The sequence below is a fragment of the Sphingorhabdus sp. genome, assembly GCF_046292425.1.
In the GTDB taxonomy this organism is placed as follows: Bacteria; Pseudomonadota; Alphaproteobacteria; order Sphingomonadales; family Sphingomonadaceae; genus Sphingorhabdus_B.
This window is the reverse complement of sequence record NZ_JBKBQV010000020.1, coordinates 1-16416: the sequence shown is the minus strand read 5'-3', so window position 1 is coordinate 16416 and position 16416 is coordinate 1. Positions and strand designations below refer to the sequence as shown.

Genomic DNA, 16416 nt, shown 5'->3' with positions numbered 1-16416 from the left:
CAGGATGGCACCGACCCTTACAACCAAGCGGCTGTCCATCGAACCCATGTCACGCGCGCATTGGGAGGATTATGCCGCGGCCTGGGCCGACCCGCGGATGACGGCGTTTATCGGCGGCGAGCCACGCAGTCGCAACACCAGTTGGGGCAAAATGCTTCAGGGTATCGGTATGTGGTCAATGTTCGGCTATGGCTATTGGTCGTTCATAGAGCGCGATACCGGACGGTTTGCCGGCAATGGCGGGCTTGCACAGTTCGAGCGCGGCATACCCGAACTGGACTCGTTTCCCGAGGCCGGCTGGGCCTTTACGCCGGATATGTGGGGCAAGGGTTATGCGACTGAAGCCATGACGGCAATTTTGGACTGGGCAGATGCAAATGCGCTCGGTGAAATCCGGTGCATTATCGACATTGGCAATAGCGCGTCGCACAATGTTGCGAGCAAGCTTGGCTTTGCCAAATTTGCAGAATCGCATGACGTCATCGGCGACCTGTTTCTTTATCGCCGTGAGCCGCACCAAAGCGCGCGATAAGCTGTGCATAACGCCGCGCGCCGCCTTGCCCACTGAGAATCCAGCGTCTAAGCGCATTATATGTCCAGCGCCATCCGCATAGCGCCATCGATTTTGTCAGCTGATTTTGCACGGCTGGGTGAAGAAGTGCGCGCTATCGACGCTGCAGGATGTGACTGGATTCATGTCGACGTCATGGATGGGCATTTTGTCCCCAACATCACCATTGGTCCGGCTGTCGTAAAGGCGCTTCGTCCGCATAGCGCAAAGCCGTTTGACGTGCATTTGATGATTGCGCCAGTAGACCAATATGTCCAGGATTTCGCCGATGCGGGGGCTGATATCATATCATTCCACCCAGAGGCCGGGCCGCATCCGCACCGCACTGTGCAATTGATCAAATCGCTGGGGAAGATGGCGGGCATCGTTTTGAACCCGCATACACCAGCAAAGATGCTCGATTATCTTATCGATGATGTGGACTTGGTGCTGATCATGAGCGTGAACCCCGGTTTTGGCGGACAAAGCTTTATATCCAGCCAGTTGCGTAAAATTGAAGCGGTCCGCAAAATGATCGACAAGACCGGACGCGATATCCGGCTTGAGGTCGACGGCGGCATCACCACTGACACGGCTCCGCTCGCGATTTCTGCGGGGGCTGACACGCTGGTGGCAGGCACGGCCACGTTCAAGGGTGGTGCGCAGCATTATGCTGCCAATATCCGGGCGTTGAGGGGTGAATGACCCGCGGTGTGGAAGGCAATAATCAACCGCAGACGGCGTTGATCGTCAGGCCCAAAGGCGCGGGCCAAAATATTCTAGAGCGCCTGTCTCTCGAATTCTACAAGTTGACGTGGCGAACGCCGTTGCACAGTGGTCGCCTAAAGGGCAAAGTGCCGTTGCGTTTGCTTGCGGTGCCACATGACCCATTGGAGGGCAATTCCGCACGAGGGCAAGCTTTGCGGATGGGCAAGTTCCATTATCAGGGTTTCGAGCAGCCCTTTGACGGGCTGGATTATCAAAAGCTCGATTTGCCGCCATCATTGACCGATTATATCCATCGATTTGACTGGCTTCGCGATCTGGCTGCTGCGACCAACCGCAGTGATGGTGCGCCCGTCGCGGCCCAAATTGCTGACGCTTGGCTGATCGCCAACGGGATGAAGACGCGGGAGCCGGCATGGCGCGTCGACAATTGTGCGTGGCGGCTTTTGAACATGGCGGCTGCCTCTCCCTATCTGCTTAGCAGCACGGACCCAATTTACCGGTCACGCGTGATCAACCATTTTGCCAGGGTTGCGCGCCATCTGGATCAATCTGCGCCACGGGCGCAAAGCCATTTTGCCAAGACAGTCGGCTGGGCCGGCGTCGTGGCTGCATCGCTTCTTTTGCCCGAAGGCAAGATCCGGCGCGCAGTGGGCGAAGATGGGCTGGCTGAGTCTTTACGTATTACAATCTTCCCCGATGGCGGGGTGGTTTCGCGATCGCCGATCCAGTTGATGGAACTCATTGGCCTGCTGAGCCTGTTAAAACAATGTTATGTGGCGCAAAAGGAAATGGTTCCCGATTTCCTTGCCGAGGCTTTGGCGCGCGCCGTGCCTGCTTTGCTTGGCTTGACACATTCCGATGGCGGTCTTGGGGCTTGGCAGGGGTCAGCGCATATCGCCTCGGACCGGATCGCGGCATTGGTGGCCGCCAGCGAAGTCCGTGCGCGGGCCCACCGGCAAGCGCTTGATTGGGGGTACCAGCGCGTATCTGCGGGCAAGTCTGTGCTGTTGCTGGACGCGGGGCCGCCACCACTTGCGCGCCAATCGGCCTCCGGCTGTGCCTCCACGCTCGCTTTCGAACTGTCGCATGGAGCGCAAAGAATTATCATCAACTGTGGCGGCGCTGCACTGGTCGGCGCGTCCATCCCTGCCGCACTGGCCAAAGGTCTGCGCACCACAGCAGCGCATTCCACCTTATGCCTGAACGATACAAATTCCACCGCAATTTTGGCGGGTGGACAGCTTGGAAAAGGCGTGGCGGAAGTTGGGCTGGAACGTCGCGACATCGACCAGGCGACTCGCATAGAGGCGAGCCATGACGGCTATGCCAAAAGTTTTGGCTACAGCCATACGCGCCTGCTTACTTTGCGTTCCGACGGGATGGAATTACGTGGTGAAGACACGCTGCTCCCGGGGGCCAAGCCCAAGGAGAATGTCACTGCGCATGTGCGCTTTCACTTGGGGCCGGATATCGAGATAGTGCCTTCGGATAAGCCGCAAACTGCGTTGTTGCGCATGGCCGATGGCAGCAACTGGGTGTTCATTACCGCGGGCGGCATATTGTCTGTCGACGATAGCCTTTGGGTTGACCAAAATGGCCGCCCTCATCCCACCCGCCAACTTGTGATTGCCGCCGACACTGGTAAAGGCGGCATCCATATCAGCTGGCAACTGCGCCATTTAGGATAAAATTATGCAAGACGTCGTCATTAAACGAGCCCTTTTGTCGGTATCCGACAAGGCTGGATTGGTCGAGCTTGGTCATGCGCTTGCTGCGCGACATGTCGAGCTGGTTTCAACCGGAGGGACGGCCAAGGCACTCCGTTCAGCTGGCCTGACAGTGAAGGACATTAGCGAGCTGACGGGCTTTCCCGAGATGATGGATGGACGCGTCAAGACCCTGCACCCCATGGTGCATGGCGGACTGCTGGCAGTACGAGACAATCCCGAACATGCCGCCGCGATGGTGGAACATGGGATTGGTGCGATCGACCTTGTGGTAGTTAACCTCTACCCTTTTGCGCAGACCGTAGCCAAAGGCGCGTCGCGGGATGAAATTATTGAGAATATTGATATTGGCGGGCCGTCAATGGTCCGCAGCGCCGCCAAAAACCATGCTTTTGTCACCATCCTGACCGATCCCGCGGATTATGACGACTTGATTGCCGAGCTTGAGGAGAGCGATGGCAAAACCAGTTATGATTTCCGCCGCAAATGCGCAGCAAAGGCCTATTCGGCGACCGCCGCCTATGACAGCATGATCAGCCAGTGGTTCGCCTTTGCCGACCAACAGCAATTATTTCCCGATATGCTTGCAGTCAATGGCAACCGAGTCGCCGAGCTGCGTTATGGCGAAAACCCGCATCAGCGTGCAGCGCTCTATGTACCCGCAGGGCCGCACCTTGCCGGCATTGCGCAAGCCGAGCAGGTTCAGGGCAAAGAGCTTTCCTATAACAATTACAATGATGCTGATGCAGCGCTTGAGCTGGTTGCCGAATTTCGCGACGGGCCGCCGACCGTGGTTATCGTCAAGCATGCAAATCCGTGCGGCGTTGCCACTGGCGCAACATTGATCGAGGCCTACCGCGCTGCGCTGGAATGCGACAGCGTATCGGCTTTTGGTGGTATTGTTGCCGTCAACCGGCCGCTCGATGCGGCAACAGCGGAAGCGATAACGGAGATATTTACCGAGGTGGTCGCCGCGCCTGCCGCCGACGATGCGGCCAAGGCGGTTTTCGCCAAGAAGAAGAATTTGCGCTTGTTGCTGACAGGCGAATTGCCCGACCCGAAACGTGGCGGGCTAAGTTTAAAGCCGATCACCGGCGGACTGTTAGTGCAGTCACGCGACAATGGTCATGTTGCCGACAGTGATTTTGCCGTTGTTACGAAACGAGCCCCAAGTGCGCAGGAACTGGCGGATTGCCGCTTTGCCTGGACCATTGCCAAGCATGTGAAGTCGAACGCGATTGTATATGCCAAGGACGGAGCAACGGCAGGCATCGGCGCAGGCCAAATGAACCGACGTGATAGCGCACGTATCGCGGCCATCAAGGCAAAAGAAGCAGCGGAAACTTACAGCTGGGCGACCCCACGGACCGTGGGTTCAGCGGTCGCTTCAGATGCATTCTTTCCCTTTGCTGACGGCTTGCTTGCCGCTGCAGAGGCGGGCGCTACAGCCGTTATCCAGCCCGGCGGGTCTATGCGGGATGAGGAAGTGATTGCCGCCGCTGACGAAGCTGGCTTGGCCATGGTCTTTACCGGCATGCGGCATTTCAGGCACTGATAAACTAAAAGCCGCCATGCTGAACGTGAGTCAGCATGACGGCTTTTAACTATTGTCTAATTTACACAGCTCGCTTGACGGCGCCCTTATAATTGCCATTACCGCCCTTTTTTGGACCGTAATTGCGCGCAGGTGCGCCTGGATCACGACGATTTTCGCTTCGTGCGGCAAAGGCACGGTCCGCTGTTGGACGACGATCACCAGTAGACGCGTTGTCGTTGCGTGGACGCGCATCGCGGCTGCCTTCACGGCTGCCGTCGCGTGGGCCGATGGCTGGTTGCCAGCCACCTTGCGGGGTGTGCGTGCGGTTGCGGGTTTCGCCATTGAGGCCGGTGCCACCATTGTTGCCGCCAAGTTTCTTGCCAGCATAGTTGGTGCGTCCACCGCCTGGCTGACCACCACCGCGACCGCCACGGGCCTGTTGCGGCTTCTTATCGGCAACGGGGGGTCGTAATGCTGCGACGGCTGCACGGAAGCCTTCTGGAAGACCAAGTGTCATGGCGCGAACGCCAGTCAAACGCTCGATATCCTTCATATAGCCACGCTCATCGCCAGCAACGAAGCTCATGGCGACGCCTTCACGGCCCGCACGGGCAGTTCTGCCAATACGGTGAACATATTGCTCAGGCACATTGGGCAGTTCAAAGTTGAACACATGGCTGACGCCGGGAACGTCAATGCCCCGTGCCGCAATGTCGGTTGCCACGAGGATCTTGATCTTGCCATCGCGGAACGCCTGCAGTGCAGCGGTACGCTGGCCCTGCGATTTGTTGCCGTGGATCGCGGCCGACTGAATGCCTGCTCCGGCAAGGCCACGCACAACGCGGTCTGCGCCATGCTTGGTGCGGGTGAAAACCAACGCGCGGTCAATATCTTCGCTTTGCAGTTTCAGCGTCAGCAAGGTCTGCTTTTCCCGCTGCTCGACAAAGGTCACAAACTGTTCAACACGCTCTGCAGTCGTTGACGCCGGGGCAACCGAGACACGAACGGGGTTATTGAGGAAGCGGTTGCCGAGTTCAGCAATCGCCTTTGGCATCGTTGCCGAGAAGAACAAGGTCTGACGCTGTTTGGGCAACAACTGATCAATGCGCTTCAACGCATGGATGAAGCCAAGGTCCATCATCTGGTCAGCTTCATCAAGGACGAAGATTTCAACGTCCTTCAAGGTGACTGCGCGTTGTTCGATCAGGTCGATCAAGCGGCCCGGTGTGGCGACAAGAATATCGACGCCGCCGGCAAGGCGCTTTTTCTGGCTGAAAATTGGCATGCCGCCGAATACGCAATCGACCTTGAGGCCAAGGAACTTGCCATAAGTGCGGAAGCTGTCAGCGATTTGTGCTGCCAGCTCACGCGTTGGCGACAAAACCAGCATACGGCAGCTATATTGCTGACGCGCTTTTGGCTTGGTTGCGAAGTGGTGAAGCGACGGCAACGCAAATGCAGCAGTCTTGCCAGTTCCGGTCTGCGCAATACCGCACAGATCGCGGCCTTCCAGCAGGGAAGGAATGGCCTGTTGCTGAATTGGCGTTGGCGTATCATAGCCAGCCGCCTCAAGCGCCTTAAGGATTGGTTGGGCAAGGCCCAGGTCTTGGAAAAAAGACATTTTTATACTTTCAAAATAGTCGTCGCAGCCCATGATGCGCGTCCTTTCATCAGGACCGCATAGGCGCAACAGCAGGTGTTCGGGAGCAGCGTATGCCGACCCGTTGGAAACAACCCTGCGTGATATGGGAAGCCTCTAAGCTTACGCATCTTGTTCGTTTGGCGGAGCCATTAATCAGGCCCTCACGCTGCCAAAACTGCGGCGGTACTGTCCGCTCGCCTCATGCGCTTGACGGCCCTATGGCGAAACAGCGAGTCAAAAGCAAGTTATTTGTGCTGCTGCGCAATTATCGGTCGTTAGCCTGATCGCTGCCCGACAATCGTAACGCCTCATTAACCATCTATTAGGGCATTTCGTTCACAGCTTCCCCCAGAGCTACTCTTAGGGGGAAATATGACAGTTCAGGGCCAGAATAATGTGGATGTAGCCATTATTGGCGCAGGGCCAGCGGGACTGACCGCCGCCTATTTGCTCACCAAAAAGGGATATAGCGTTACCGTCATTGAAAAAGACGAACGCTATGTCGGCGGAATCAGCCGCACGGTCGAGGTTGACGGCTATCGCTTTGACATTGGCGGTCACCGTTTCTTCTCGAAATCCAAAGAAGTTGTCGATTTGTGGAATGAAATCCTGCCTGATGACTTCATTCAACGTCCGCGGATGAGCCGGATCTATTATGAGGGCAAATTTTACAGCTATCCGCTGCGTGCGTTTGAGGCGTTGTTCAACCTGGGTGTCATCCGTTCGACCTTGTGCATGGCAAGCTATGCCAAGGCCAAAGTTTTCCCGAACAAAAATGTCCGCAGTTTTCAGGACTGGACCGTCAATCAATTCGGTCACAAGCTGTTTTCGATCTTTTTCAAGACCTACACCGAAAAAGTTTGGGGCATGCCCTGCGACGAGATGTCTGCGGATTGGGCCGCGCAACGTATCAAGGGATTAAGCCTTGGCGCAGCGGTACTGGACGGGCTGAAGCGGTCATTGGGCATGAACAAAAAGCCGAATGACGGCATGGAAACCAAAACTCTGCTTGAGACATTCCGCTATCCCCGGCTTGGACCGGGCATGATGTGGGACGCGGCGCGCGATTTTGTCGTCGCAAAGGGCAACACGGTTTTGATGGGGCATAGCTTCAAACAACTGGCGCAGGACGCCAACGGTCACTGGCGCATGTCCGCCACGCGAGCCGATGGCAGCGAAGCTGTCATCTCGGCGAAGCATGTCATCAGTTCAGCGCCCATGCGCGAATTGTCGGCGCGTATCCATCCGCTGCCGCAAACATCGTTGCAGGCGAATAATCTGCGATACCGCGACTTTTTGACGGTCGCGCTGATGATCCGTTCGGATGACCTGTTCCCCGACAACTGGATCTATATTCACGACAGCAAGGTGCAGGTTGGCCGGGTTCAGAATTTCCGCAGCTGGTCACCCGAAATGGTGCCTGACCCATCCATTGCATGTGTTGGCCTTGAATATTTCTGTTTTGAAAATGATGGATTGTGGTCATCTAGCGATGCTGATCTGATTGAACTGGCGAAGACGGAAATGGCCATTCTGGGCCTGTGCAAGGCCGAGGATGTGGTTGGCGGTGCTGTCGTGCGTCAGGAGAAAGCCTATCCGGTTTATGACGATGATTATGCCGCAAATGTCGAGGCGATGCGCGCTGAACTTGAAGCACGCTATCCGACGCTGCACATGGTCGGGCGCAATGGCATGCACCGCTATAACAATCAGGATCATGCGATGATGACCGCCATGTTAACGGTCGAAAATATCGCCGCTGGCGCCCGCGTGTTCAACATATGGAACGTCAACGAAGACGCCGAATATCATGAAGCAGGTGACGAAGGTGCGCAGCAGGTCATTGCAGCCAGGGTCAGCGAAGACCAAGCCGCCGCGCTCACGTCCGAACGTGACGTGCCAAAGCGGATTGCAGCTATCGATGAAAAACGTGATGCCGACAAGATCAGCAAAGCGGCTTAAGTTGAACGAGCGGGGGCAGTTGCGTGATTAAATTCGCCAATAGGTTACGCGGCAATCTGTTCCTGCGCTATGTCGCCGTCAGCATCGCCGCCTTGGCAACTGACATGATTGTTTTTCTGCTTCTGCTAGAGGCAAGCGTCCCAAGCGTGGCAGCGTCGGCCATCGGCTATTCGGCTGGCATATTGGCGCACTGGATATTGTCCAGCCGCAAAGTTTTTCATGATCGGGTTTCCGATAAGGGCACTTCGGCCCGCATGCAGCAAAAGGCCATGTTCTTTGCATCCGCCTTGCTTGGTTTACTGATGACCGTCGCGATCGTTGGCGTGGGCACGGCCCTTGGCATGGACCCCCGTTTTGCCAAGGTCATCGCGATTATCATTTCTTTCCTGCTCACCTACGCCCTGCGGAATATTGTCATTTTTCGGCAAGCGCGACCGGTGTAACAATGCAAGATCTGGCCGAGCGGCATTTTTTCAAGCTGGTCTTCGGCATCTGGCTATTTGCCGCACTGGCGATGGTATCATTATCACACGGCGCCATATCGTCCTGGAAAATGGGCGACCCGGATGACCAGATGCGCATGCTTCAGGTGCGTGACTGGCTAGCCGGACAAAGTTGGTGGGATATTACGCAATATCGGATGAATGCGCCCTATGGCGGTGACATGCACTGGTCACGCTTGGTTGATGTGCCACTTGGGCTTGCAATTGTCATGCTACGCCCGCTTGTTGGGCAAGTCTTGGCTGAGCAAGTGGTGGCCGCTTTGGTGCCACTCCTGATTTTAGCGGCTGTCTTGTACCTTTATGCTCTAGCGGCACGCCGTATTTTCGGCGCGCTGACTGCTGTGGTCGCAACCGGCCTCGTCATCACGATCATGCCCTTCCTTTTGCAAATGGCACCAATGCGCATCGACCATCATGGCTGGCAGCTTCTGTGCTTTGCGTTGGCGCTGTGGGCATTGTTTGACAGGAAAGCCAGCTTATGGTCGGCGCTTATTCTCGGCCTGTCCTGCGCCATGTGGATTGAAATATCGGTGGAGGGCCTGCCCTTTGCCGCGCTATTTCTCGGCGTATCGGCGCTTCGCTGGATTTTCCCGGGGCTAGCGGTTGCGTCCACACGCAATAACCAGTTTCCCGTGGCCATGTCTGCGGCTGCACTCGGCGCCTTCCTGTTTTTCAGCGTTACAGAAAGCTGGTCGGAACCCAATCATTGTGACGCATTGTCGCGTGTCCATGTCATTGCATTAGCCGTGATGGCTACCGTCATCGCCGCGGGTGCTTTGGCGGCACGTAAGTGGACTGCCCTGGACACTGTCTGCACGCGTTTAGGCGTCTGCACCATGGCTGGCATAGCTGGTATTTTAACAATGATGGCATTGGCACCCCAATGCGCCGGAGACGCCTTTGCGGGGCTTGATCCACTTGTGCGTGTATATTGGTTTGACCGCACGCCCGAAGGCCTGCCCTTATGGGCTGCGCCGACGGATTTTGCCGTGCCAGCTTATGCCTATTTTCTGGCTGGTGGCGTAGCTCTTCTCTTTGTCGCCGTTGGTCACAAGCACCTGCCATTTTCTGACAAGCTGCGTCTTGGCCTGCTTTATGTCGGAACATTATTCATTGGCGCCTTGGTCAGTCGCACTGCGGTATACGCCATGACCATTGCGAATCTGTTTTTGGCAGCAATGCTGTTGGAACTGTTCATGGCCGCCGAGCGGCGTACCGGATTGACGGGACGGATGGGTCTCAGGGTCATTGCACTCCTCCTCGCGCTGCCCAGTCTTTCTGCGCAACTCGTCACCGACCAGCTCAATGCAGCCGAAGCAAAGACCTCCACCGCGACCACCGCGTCCGACGACAGGTTTACGGCACAGGTACGGGCATGCCAGAAATCATCGGCCGCGGTTTCTCTTGGCCTACTACAGCCGTCAGCCATCATGGCCGGGCTGGATACCAATCCTGCCATCTTGCAGTTCACGAAACACAGCGTGGTAGCATCCGGCCATCACCGCAACGAAGCCGCGATGGCGGATGTTATTCGCACCTTCACCGGGAAGCCTGACCAAGCAGCGGAAATCATAAAGTCGCGCCATATTCGCTTTGTCGTGATTTGCGATGGCAGCTATGAACTGGCGTTATATGCGCGCAAGGCACCAGATGGTCTGCTGGCGCAACTGCGCGCAGGTGACGTTCCCGCATGGCTTCGGCGTCAGCCGGATATCGGCCCGTTTCAGATTTACGAGGTAGCGCCTTCGCTGCTGCCGCAAGGCAAATTGTCATGATGAAAAAGCGCCTTTCCGGGCATCGGGTCGTCTTGGCCATATGGCTTCTCTTGTCGGCTGCGCTGATTGTCAGCAGTTGGGCAAATATCCGGGACGGCGTTGGCTGGGACCCCGATGACCAGTTGCGTCTGGTCCAGTTGCGCGATTTCCTGAATGGACAGGGCTGGTTTGATGTCCGGCAATATCGGTTAAACCCGCCCGATGGCGCGCCAATGCATTGGTCACGCCTTATAGAGCTGCCATTGGCGGCCATTACCATGTTGTGTACGCCATTATTTGGGCAAGCAGTTGCGGAGATTATTGCGTCAACCATTGTTCCGCTGCTTTTGTTTGGCGCGGTCATATATTTGCTCGCACATGCGGCGACGCAACTTGGCGGGCGAATGGCCGGCACCGCGGCGGCTGTTATCTCTGCAATGTCTGTACCATTGCTGATCCAACTGCGGCCAATGCGGATTGACCATCATGGGTGGCAAATTGCGATGGCGGTGCTGGCTTTGGTATCGCTTTTTTACAACAATGCGCGAACGGCGGGCCAAATTCTGGGCGCGGCGCTTGCCGTCTGGCTCCACATCTCGTTGGAAGGCGCGCCAATGTCAGCGGCGTTTTTCCTGTTCCTCGGTTGGCGATGGTTAGCCTGTCCCGACGAAACGCCACGGTTATTCTGGACCATCAGTGCGTTCACCTTGTCCTCATGTGCCCTCTTTTTTGGAACACAAACGCAGGGCCTTGCGTCGTCGGTATATTGCGACACGGTTTCTCCGCCACAAATAGGGGCTATATTGGTCGCAGCAGCCATCATGTTGCCTGCGCTTAAATTCGCCCCGCGTCAGGCCATCGTGCGCGCCTTGATCATGTTGACAGCGGCTGGGGCAGCGATGCTTGCTATCGTGCTGCGCGCTCCAGAATGTGCAAACGGCGCGTTTGGAACGCTTGACCCACTTGTTCGCGAATATTGGTACAACTATGTCGATGAAGGATTGCCAATATGGCATCAAGACCCCCGGCTGGCGCTAATATGTATCGTTGGGCCGGCGCTTGGATTTGTGAGCAGCCTTTATCTCGCGCGCGGCGCAACAGGGGAAGATCGATCCAACTTAATCATCCTTGGGTTTTTCACCTTTTATGCCCTGATTCTATCATTGCTGGTGTTCCGCACGGTGTCTGTCGCATCGGCTTATGCTGTTCTTCCCGCTGCGTTGATGATAGCGCATCTGCTCGCAAGATATCGACAAGAAGGTAACGCATCTCGCCGCGTCCTGTGCGTGGCGCTGATACTGTTTTTGGCGGTGCCTAACTCATTGGTCAGCGCGTTTCTCGACAGCTGGCCGGACCGGCAGGCGGCGCAGACGGCGCAAAGCGAGCAAAACATTGCGGCGTGCGAATCGCCCCAGTCAGTCGCGAAGCTTGGGGCGTTACCCAAGGGGCAGTTCATCGCCCCTTTTGACATGGCACCGACAATTCTGGCGCGAACGCAGCATAGCGTGGTTGCGAGCAGCCATCACCGCAACGAACGCGCCATGCACGATCACATACGGGTTTTCATTTCGACGCCAGATTCTGCGCACCGCCTGCTACAAAAACGCCGTGTCGACTATTTTGCGCTATGCGTCGGTGAAGAGGAACTCGCCAATTATGCGCGCAAAGATCCGGATGGGCTATGGGCGCAAATGGCAAAGGGCCAGGTGCCAGCTTGGCTTGAACCACTGCCCGTCATGGGCAAAGGCATTAAGGTCTGGCGCGTGCGCTAAAGATGCATGAAGTCGCGGTCGAAGCTTTTGAGATGCGCGCCGCCGTCAACGAAGATGACCTGCCCGGTCACATCCTGCGCTGTGGCAAGATAAACAATGGCGTCCGCCACTGCAGATGGTGATGGTAGCTTGCCCAGTGGCATCATCCCGGCCAGCCGCGATTCTTGGTCATCGGTGTAATCATCTGTGGAAATAACCAGACCGGGGGCGACGCCATTGTAACGGGCACGGCCAGCAAATGACGCGGCCATGGAACGGACCGAGGTCGCAAGGGCCTGCTTTGACAAGGTGTAGCTGATCTGGTCGCGATGCGGATTGACGATCCGTTGATCGAGGATGTTGACGATGGCGGGACGGGCTTTTGGACCAGCAGCCTGAACCAATGCTTTTGACAGCAACAAAGGCGAAAACAGATTGAGCCGGAAATGCGCTAATAGCGTCTCCAGCGTCATCGTTTCCCAGTCATCCTGCCCGAACATCGCAGCATTGTTCACCAACAGATCTGGTGTGCGTCCAAAGTGCACCGAAACCGCATCAATGAGTTCATCTGGGTTGCCGGTGCTGAGATCAAAGGTAAACGCGTGCCACTCGGTCTGGCTCTTTTCAAGTGCTGCGGCTAACGGCGGTTCCGGCGACGAATCCACATGGCTGACAAGAGCCAGCGAATAGCCGGCGTTTGCAAGCTTCGCTGCAATCTCGGCGCCCAGCCTACGCTTGCCACCTGTCACGATTGCAAGCGGCTTAGCAGTCACTTGCGGCTCCGTGACATTGTAATTCCAATTGCTTCATTGTCTTCGGCAATGGCCAGCTTGACGATCTTCACGACGATGTTGCTGATGCGGGGATCGTCGGCAAACAGATTGTCGATGATATGATCGGCAACTGCTTCAATCAGCGTGAAATGCACGCCCTCAGGCAATTTTGTAGCCGCCTCTTTCAACGTCATGTAATTTTTGGAAGCCGACAGCGGAGAGTCCGGGGCATAATGCGGGGCCATGTCCAAAGTCGCGCTGATCGATATACGCAGCGGCTGAGGCAAATGCGTTTCCTGGCTGTAAATGCCGGTGAGGACATTGACGACAAGATCGTGCACTTCAAGAATTAGACTGTCGCTCATATTACCCCTTAACGTGACCAGCGGGCGAAAATGGCGGTAGGCAAAAGCATGCCCCTGCCTTGTTCGCGCACTGCCAGTTCGCCAAATTCAACCTTGCCGCCGAGGTCGGCAAAATGCGATTCCAATAATCCGCCCAATGCCAGCGCGGACATGCGGACCGCGTATACGGTCAAGAAAAGAAATTTTGAATTCGAATCGAGCAACTTGCGGCAATTGGCGATGAGCTCGGGCAAGTCTTCCTCAAGTCGCCACACTTCGCCTTCGGGGCCACGGCCATATTTAGGCGGGTCCAGCAATATACCGTCATAGCGCTTTTCGCGGCGCACTTCGCGCGCAACAAATTTCGCGGCGTCATCGACGATCCAGCGAATGGGGCGATCCGCCAGGCCTGACATTTCGGCATTGGCACGCGCCTGCCCAACCGATTTCTTCGACGCATCGACATGTACCATTTGCGCACCGGCAGCAGACAAAGCGAGGGTGCCAACGCCGGTATAGCCAAACAGGTTCATCGCAACCGGGTCAGTAACACCCGACAGCTGCCCGCGCATCCAGAGCCACACCGGGTCCATATCCGGGAAGAAGCCGAGATGACGGAATGGCGTGCAGGATGCCGTAAAGTGCACTTCATCATTCCACGACAACGGCCATCCATCTATTGGGACGGGTTTATTGTTATACCAACGGCCACCGCCATCATCGTCAGATCCGGGAACGAACTCGGCGTCAGCGGGCCATTCGTCTAATGCCGGTGCCCACATCGCTTGTGGCTCAGGGCGAACGAAACGGCGGTCGCCATAGGATTCATATTTGCGGCCATTGCCTGAATCGATCAGCGTGTAATCGTTGCGCGGTTCGCTGATCAGGGTGACGAAATTCGGTTCCATTTTCAACGCGTCGCGCGTGCCAAGACATAATCGCGCACAGCAACATAGTCTCCGGGCAACACGTCAAAGCGTTCTTGGCGGTCAAACAATTGTGACACGCGCGCAGGGAGCGCGGGACGCACACCCGTGGCTGCCTCGACGGCATCGGGAAACTTTGCTGGATGCGCGGTGGCCAACGTCACGACTGGCACATCGGAACGGATGCCGGCAGTACGTGCGGCGTGGAGCGCAATGGCTGTATGCGGGTCAATGATCTGATCCGTCGCGCCATACGCCCATCGCATGGCGGCGGACATCTGTTCCGCATCGGTGCGCGCGCTGGCAAGCAAAGTGGCCTTCTTTCGCATGTCGGGGGAGAGCACCATCTTGCCCATTTGTTCGAACCATTTCATGCGCGCAGCCGTCGTTGAACCGTCGCGACCTTCAAGATCAAACAACAGCCGTTCGAAATTGCTCGATACCTGAATGTCCATGGATGGCGCCGCGGTAGGCGTCACGCCAAGCACTGAATAGTCGCCTTTTGACAAGGCACGGTGCAAGATGTCGTTGATGTTGGTAGCAACGATTAAGCGTTCAATAGGCAGACCCATTTGCGCCGCCACATAGCCAGCGAACACATCACCAAAATTGCCCGTGGGCACCGAAAACGCGACCTTGCGTTCAGGACCACCGAGCCGAAGCGCGGCGTAGAAATAATACACGACCTGCGCCATCAGCCGTGCCCAGTTGATCGAGTTGACTGCGGACAAGGTCAATGGACCATTTACGTCCTTGTCGCCAAACATGCGTTTGACCATCGCCTGAGCGTCGTCAAAGCTACCGCCAATGGCTATATTGTGGACATTGGGGGCAAGGATGGTCGTCATCTGCCGCCGCTGTACATCGGACACGCGGTTGTGCGGATGCAGCATAAAAATCTCGATCTGTGCCCGTCCGGCAACTGCGTCAATCGCGGCTGACCCGGTGTCGCCGGAGGTTGCGCCAACGATAGTGAGTTTTTTGTCGCTGCCTGACAGAAAGCGTTCGAAAAATTGGCCAAGCAATTGCAGTGCAACGTCTTTGAACGCCAAAGTCGGGCCGTGGAACAACTCAAGCAACCAATGCTGGCCATCCAGCTGCACCAATGGCGTAACTGCGCTATGGGCAAATGATCCATAGGCTGTGGCGCAGAGGCCTTTAAGCTCCGCCTCGTCCAGTACACCTGCCGTAAAAGGCGCCATGACGCGCGCTGCAAGTTCGACATAAGACAATCCGCGCATCGCGCTGATTTCATCTTTAGAAAATTGTGGCCAGTGCCGGGGCACATACAGCCCCCCGTCGCGTGCCAATCCTGTCAGAGTGACACCTGCAAAATCAAGCGCGTCCGCGTTGCCACGTGTGCTGATATATTCTGTTCCGTTAATCGCCATAGCGGGCACGCGGTTAACCGCCGTGCCACATTTAGGCAAGATTATTGCAAATCAGCGCGGACAAATTCGGCACATCTTTCGCCAATCATGATGCTGGGCGCATTGGTATTACCGGAAACAAGGCGTGGCATGATGCTTGCGTCCGCGACGTATAGACCGTCAATGCCGCGATATTTGAGGCGCGGGTCAACGACATCATCGTCATTTGGCCCCATGCGGCAGGTGCCGACAGGGTGGTATACTGTATCCGCGCGGCTTCGAATCAGATCATCCAGTGCCGCGTCGTCATTGATGTCCACGGGATGCCGGTTCTTGCCATTATATGCTGCGAGTGCAGGCGCTTCGAAAATACGGTGCATGGCCCGCACGCCGGCGCGCAGAGTCGCCATATCGCGGTCGTCGCTCAGGAATGCCGGATCAATGACCGGCGCATGGCTGGCATCAGCAGAGGACAAACGAACTGTCCCCCGACTTTCAGGCCGCAGGACGCAGGCATGGCAGCTATAGCCATGGCCTTTCACCTTTGAACGGCCATGGTCTTCAAGCATGGCGGGTACGAAATGATATTGAATATCGGGTGCCGGCAAGCTTGCATCCGTTCGCCAGAATCCGCCAGCCTCAGCAAAACAGGTGGTCATCACGCCTGTACGTTTGCGACGATGTTCAAAAATCGCCTTAATCATCCTGCCTGTTCCAGCGAGCGAGTCGCCGAAAAAATCATCCTTGGAGTCGGTCTCGAAGCTGGAGACATAATCTATATGGTCCTGAAGGTCGGAGCCAATCGCGGCCTTGTCATGGACTACGTCCACGCCAACACTACGCAAATG

General features: G+C 56.4%; 14 protein-coding genes. 8 read left to right on the top strand and 6 right to left on the bottom strand.

Annotated elements, in window-relative coordinates; translation table 11 throughout:
• The first annotated feature begins 4 nt into the window (after positions 1 to 4).
• From ACK4S7_RS06060 to purH, 4 genes are read left to right on the top strand one after another with little or no spacing between them, the layout of a single operon-like run.
• On the top strand, positions 5 to 532 hold the full coding sequence (locus tag ACK4S7_RS06060) for a GNAT family N-acetyltransferase (protein WP_409645130.1): 528 nt from the start codon (positions 5 to 7) through the stop codon (positions 530 to 532).
• 60 nt (positions 533 to 592) lie between these two features.
• On the top strand, positions 593 to 1255 hold the full coding sequence (gene rpe, locus ACK4S7_RS06055) for a ribulose-phosphate 3-epimerase (RefSeq protein ID WP_409645129.1): 663 nt from the start codon (positions 593 to 595) through the stop codon (positions 1253 to 1255).
• Positions 1252 to 2967, top strand: a complete 1716-nt coding sequence (locus tag ACK4S7_RS06050; RefSeq protein ID WP_409645128.1) for a heparinase II/III family protein — start codon at positions 1252 to 1254, stop codon at positions 2965 to 2967. Before rpe ends, ACK4S7_RS06050 begins: the two co-directional genes overlap by 4 nt.
• A gap of 4 nt (positions 2968 to 2971) precedes the next feature.
• On the top strand, positions 2972 to 4561 hold the full coding sequence (purH, locus tag ACK4S7_RS06045; protein WP_409645127.1) for a bifunctional phosphoribosylaminoimidazolecarboxamide formyltransferase/IMP cyclohydrolase: 1590 nt from the start codon (positions 2972 to 2974) through the stop codon (positions 4559 to 4561).
• Positions 4562 to 4622: 61 nt separating this feature from the next.
• On the opposite strand, the gene ACK4S7_RS06040 is transcribed toward purH, so the two are convergent.
• A complete protein-coding gene (locus ACK4S7_RS06040; protein ID WP_409645126.1) occupies positions 4623 to 6164 on the bottom strand; it encodes a DEAD/DEAH box helicase in 1542 nt (513 codons plus the stop codon).
• 393 nt (positions 6165 to 6557) lie between these two features.
• Between ACK4S7_RS06040 and ACK4S7_RS06035 the strand changes: the two genes are divergently transcribed.
• The 4 genes from ACK4S7_RS06035 to ACK4S7_RS06020 are packed head-to-tail and all read left to right on the top strand — an operon-like array spanning position 6558 to position 12176.
• Positions 6558 to 8147 (top strand): NAD(P)/FAD-dependent oxidoreductase, encoded by a 1590-nt coding sequence (locus ACK4S7_RS06035; RefSeq protein WP_409645125.1) that lies wholly within the window; start codon positions 6558 to 6560, stop codon positions 8145 to 8147.
• Between the two features lie 23 nt (positions 8148 to 8170).
• A complete protein-coding gene (locus ACK4S7_RS06030; protein ID WP_409645124.1) occupies positions 8171 to 8590 on the top strand; it encodes a GtrA family protein in 420 nt (139 codons plus the stop codon).
• 2 nt (positions 8591 to 8592) lie between these two features.
• The gene (locus tag ACK4S7_RS06025) at positions 8593 to 10425 is read left to right on the top strand and encodes a hypothetical protein (protein WP_409645123.1); all 1833 of its coding nucleotides are present in this window, start codon (positions 8593 to 8595) and stop codon (positions 10423 to 10425) included.
• A complete protein-coding gene (locus tag ACK4S7_RS06020) occupies positions 10422 to 12176 on the top strand; it encodes a hypothetical protein (protein ID WP_409645121.1) in 1755 nt (584 codons plus the stop codon). Before ACK4S7_RS06025 ends, ACK4S7_RS06020 begins: the two co-directional genes overlap by 4 nt.
• Here ACK4S7_RS06020 and ACK4S7_RS06015 read toward each other — a convergent pair.
• The 5 genes from ACK4S7_RS06015 to ACK4S7_RS05995 form a co-directional block, all read right to left on the bottom strand.
• Positions 12173 to 12928 carry an SDR family oxidoreductase gene (locus tag ACK4S7_RS06015; protein ID WP_409645120.1) on the bottom strand — a complete coding sequence of 252 codons (756 nt, stop codon included), beginning with the start codon at positions 12926 to 12928 and terminating at the stop codon, positions 12173 to 12175. The genes ACK4S7_RS06020 and ACK4S7_RS06015 overlap by 4 nt on opposite strands.
• Complete coding sequence (locus tag ACK4S7_RS06010; protein ID WP_409645119.1) at positions 12925 to 13293, bottom strand: dihydroneopterin aldolase; 369 nt, start codon at positions 13291 to 13293, stop codon at positions 12925 to 12927. The genes ACK4S7_RS06015 and ACK4S7_RS06010 overlap by 4 nt, the downstream gene beginning before the upstream one ends.
• Positions 13294 to 13301: 8 nt before the next feature.
• Positions 13302 to 14180: a class I SAM-dependent methyltransferase gene (locus tag ACK4S7_RS06005; protein ID WP_409645156.1), complete on the bottom strand. Its 879-nt coding sequence runs from the start codon at positions 14178 to 14180 to the stop codon at positions 13302 to 13304.
• Between the two features lie 2 nt (positions 14181 to 14182).
• On the bottom strand, positions 14183 to 15589 hold the full coding sequence (gene thrC / locus ACK4S7_RS06000) for a threonine synthase (protein WP_409645155.1): 1407 nt from the start codon (positions 15587 to 15589) through the stop codon (positions 14183 to 14185).
• Between the two features lie 41 nt (positions 15590 to 15630).
• The coding region (locus ACK4S7_RS05995) for a GMC family oxidoreductase (protein ID WP_409645118.1) at positions 15631 to 16416 on the bottom strand (786 nt) is incomplete at its 5' end.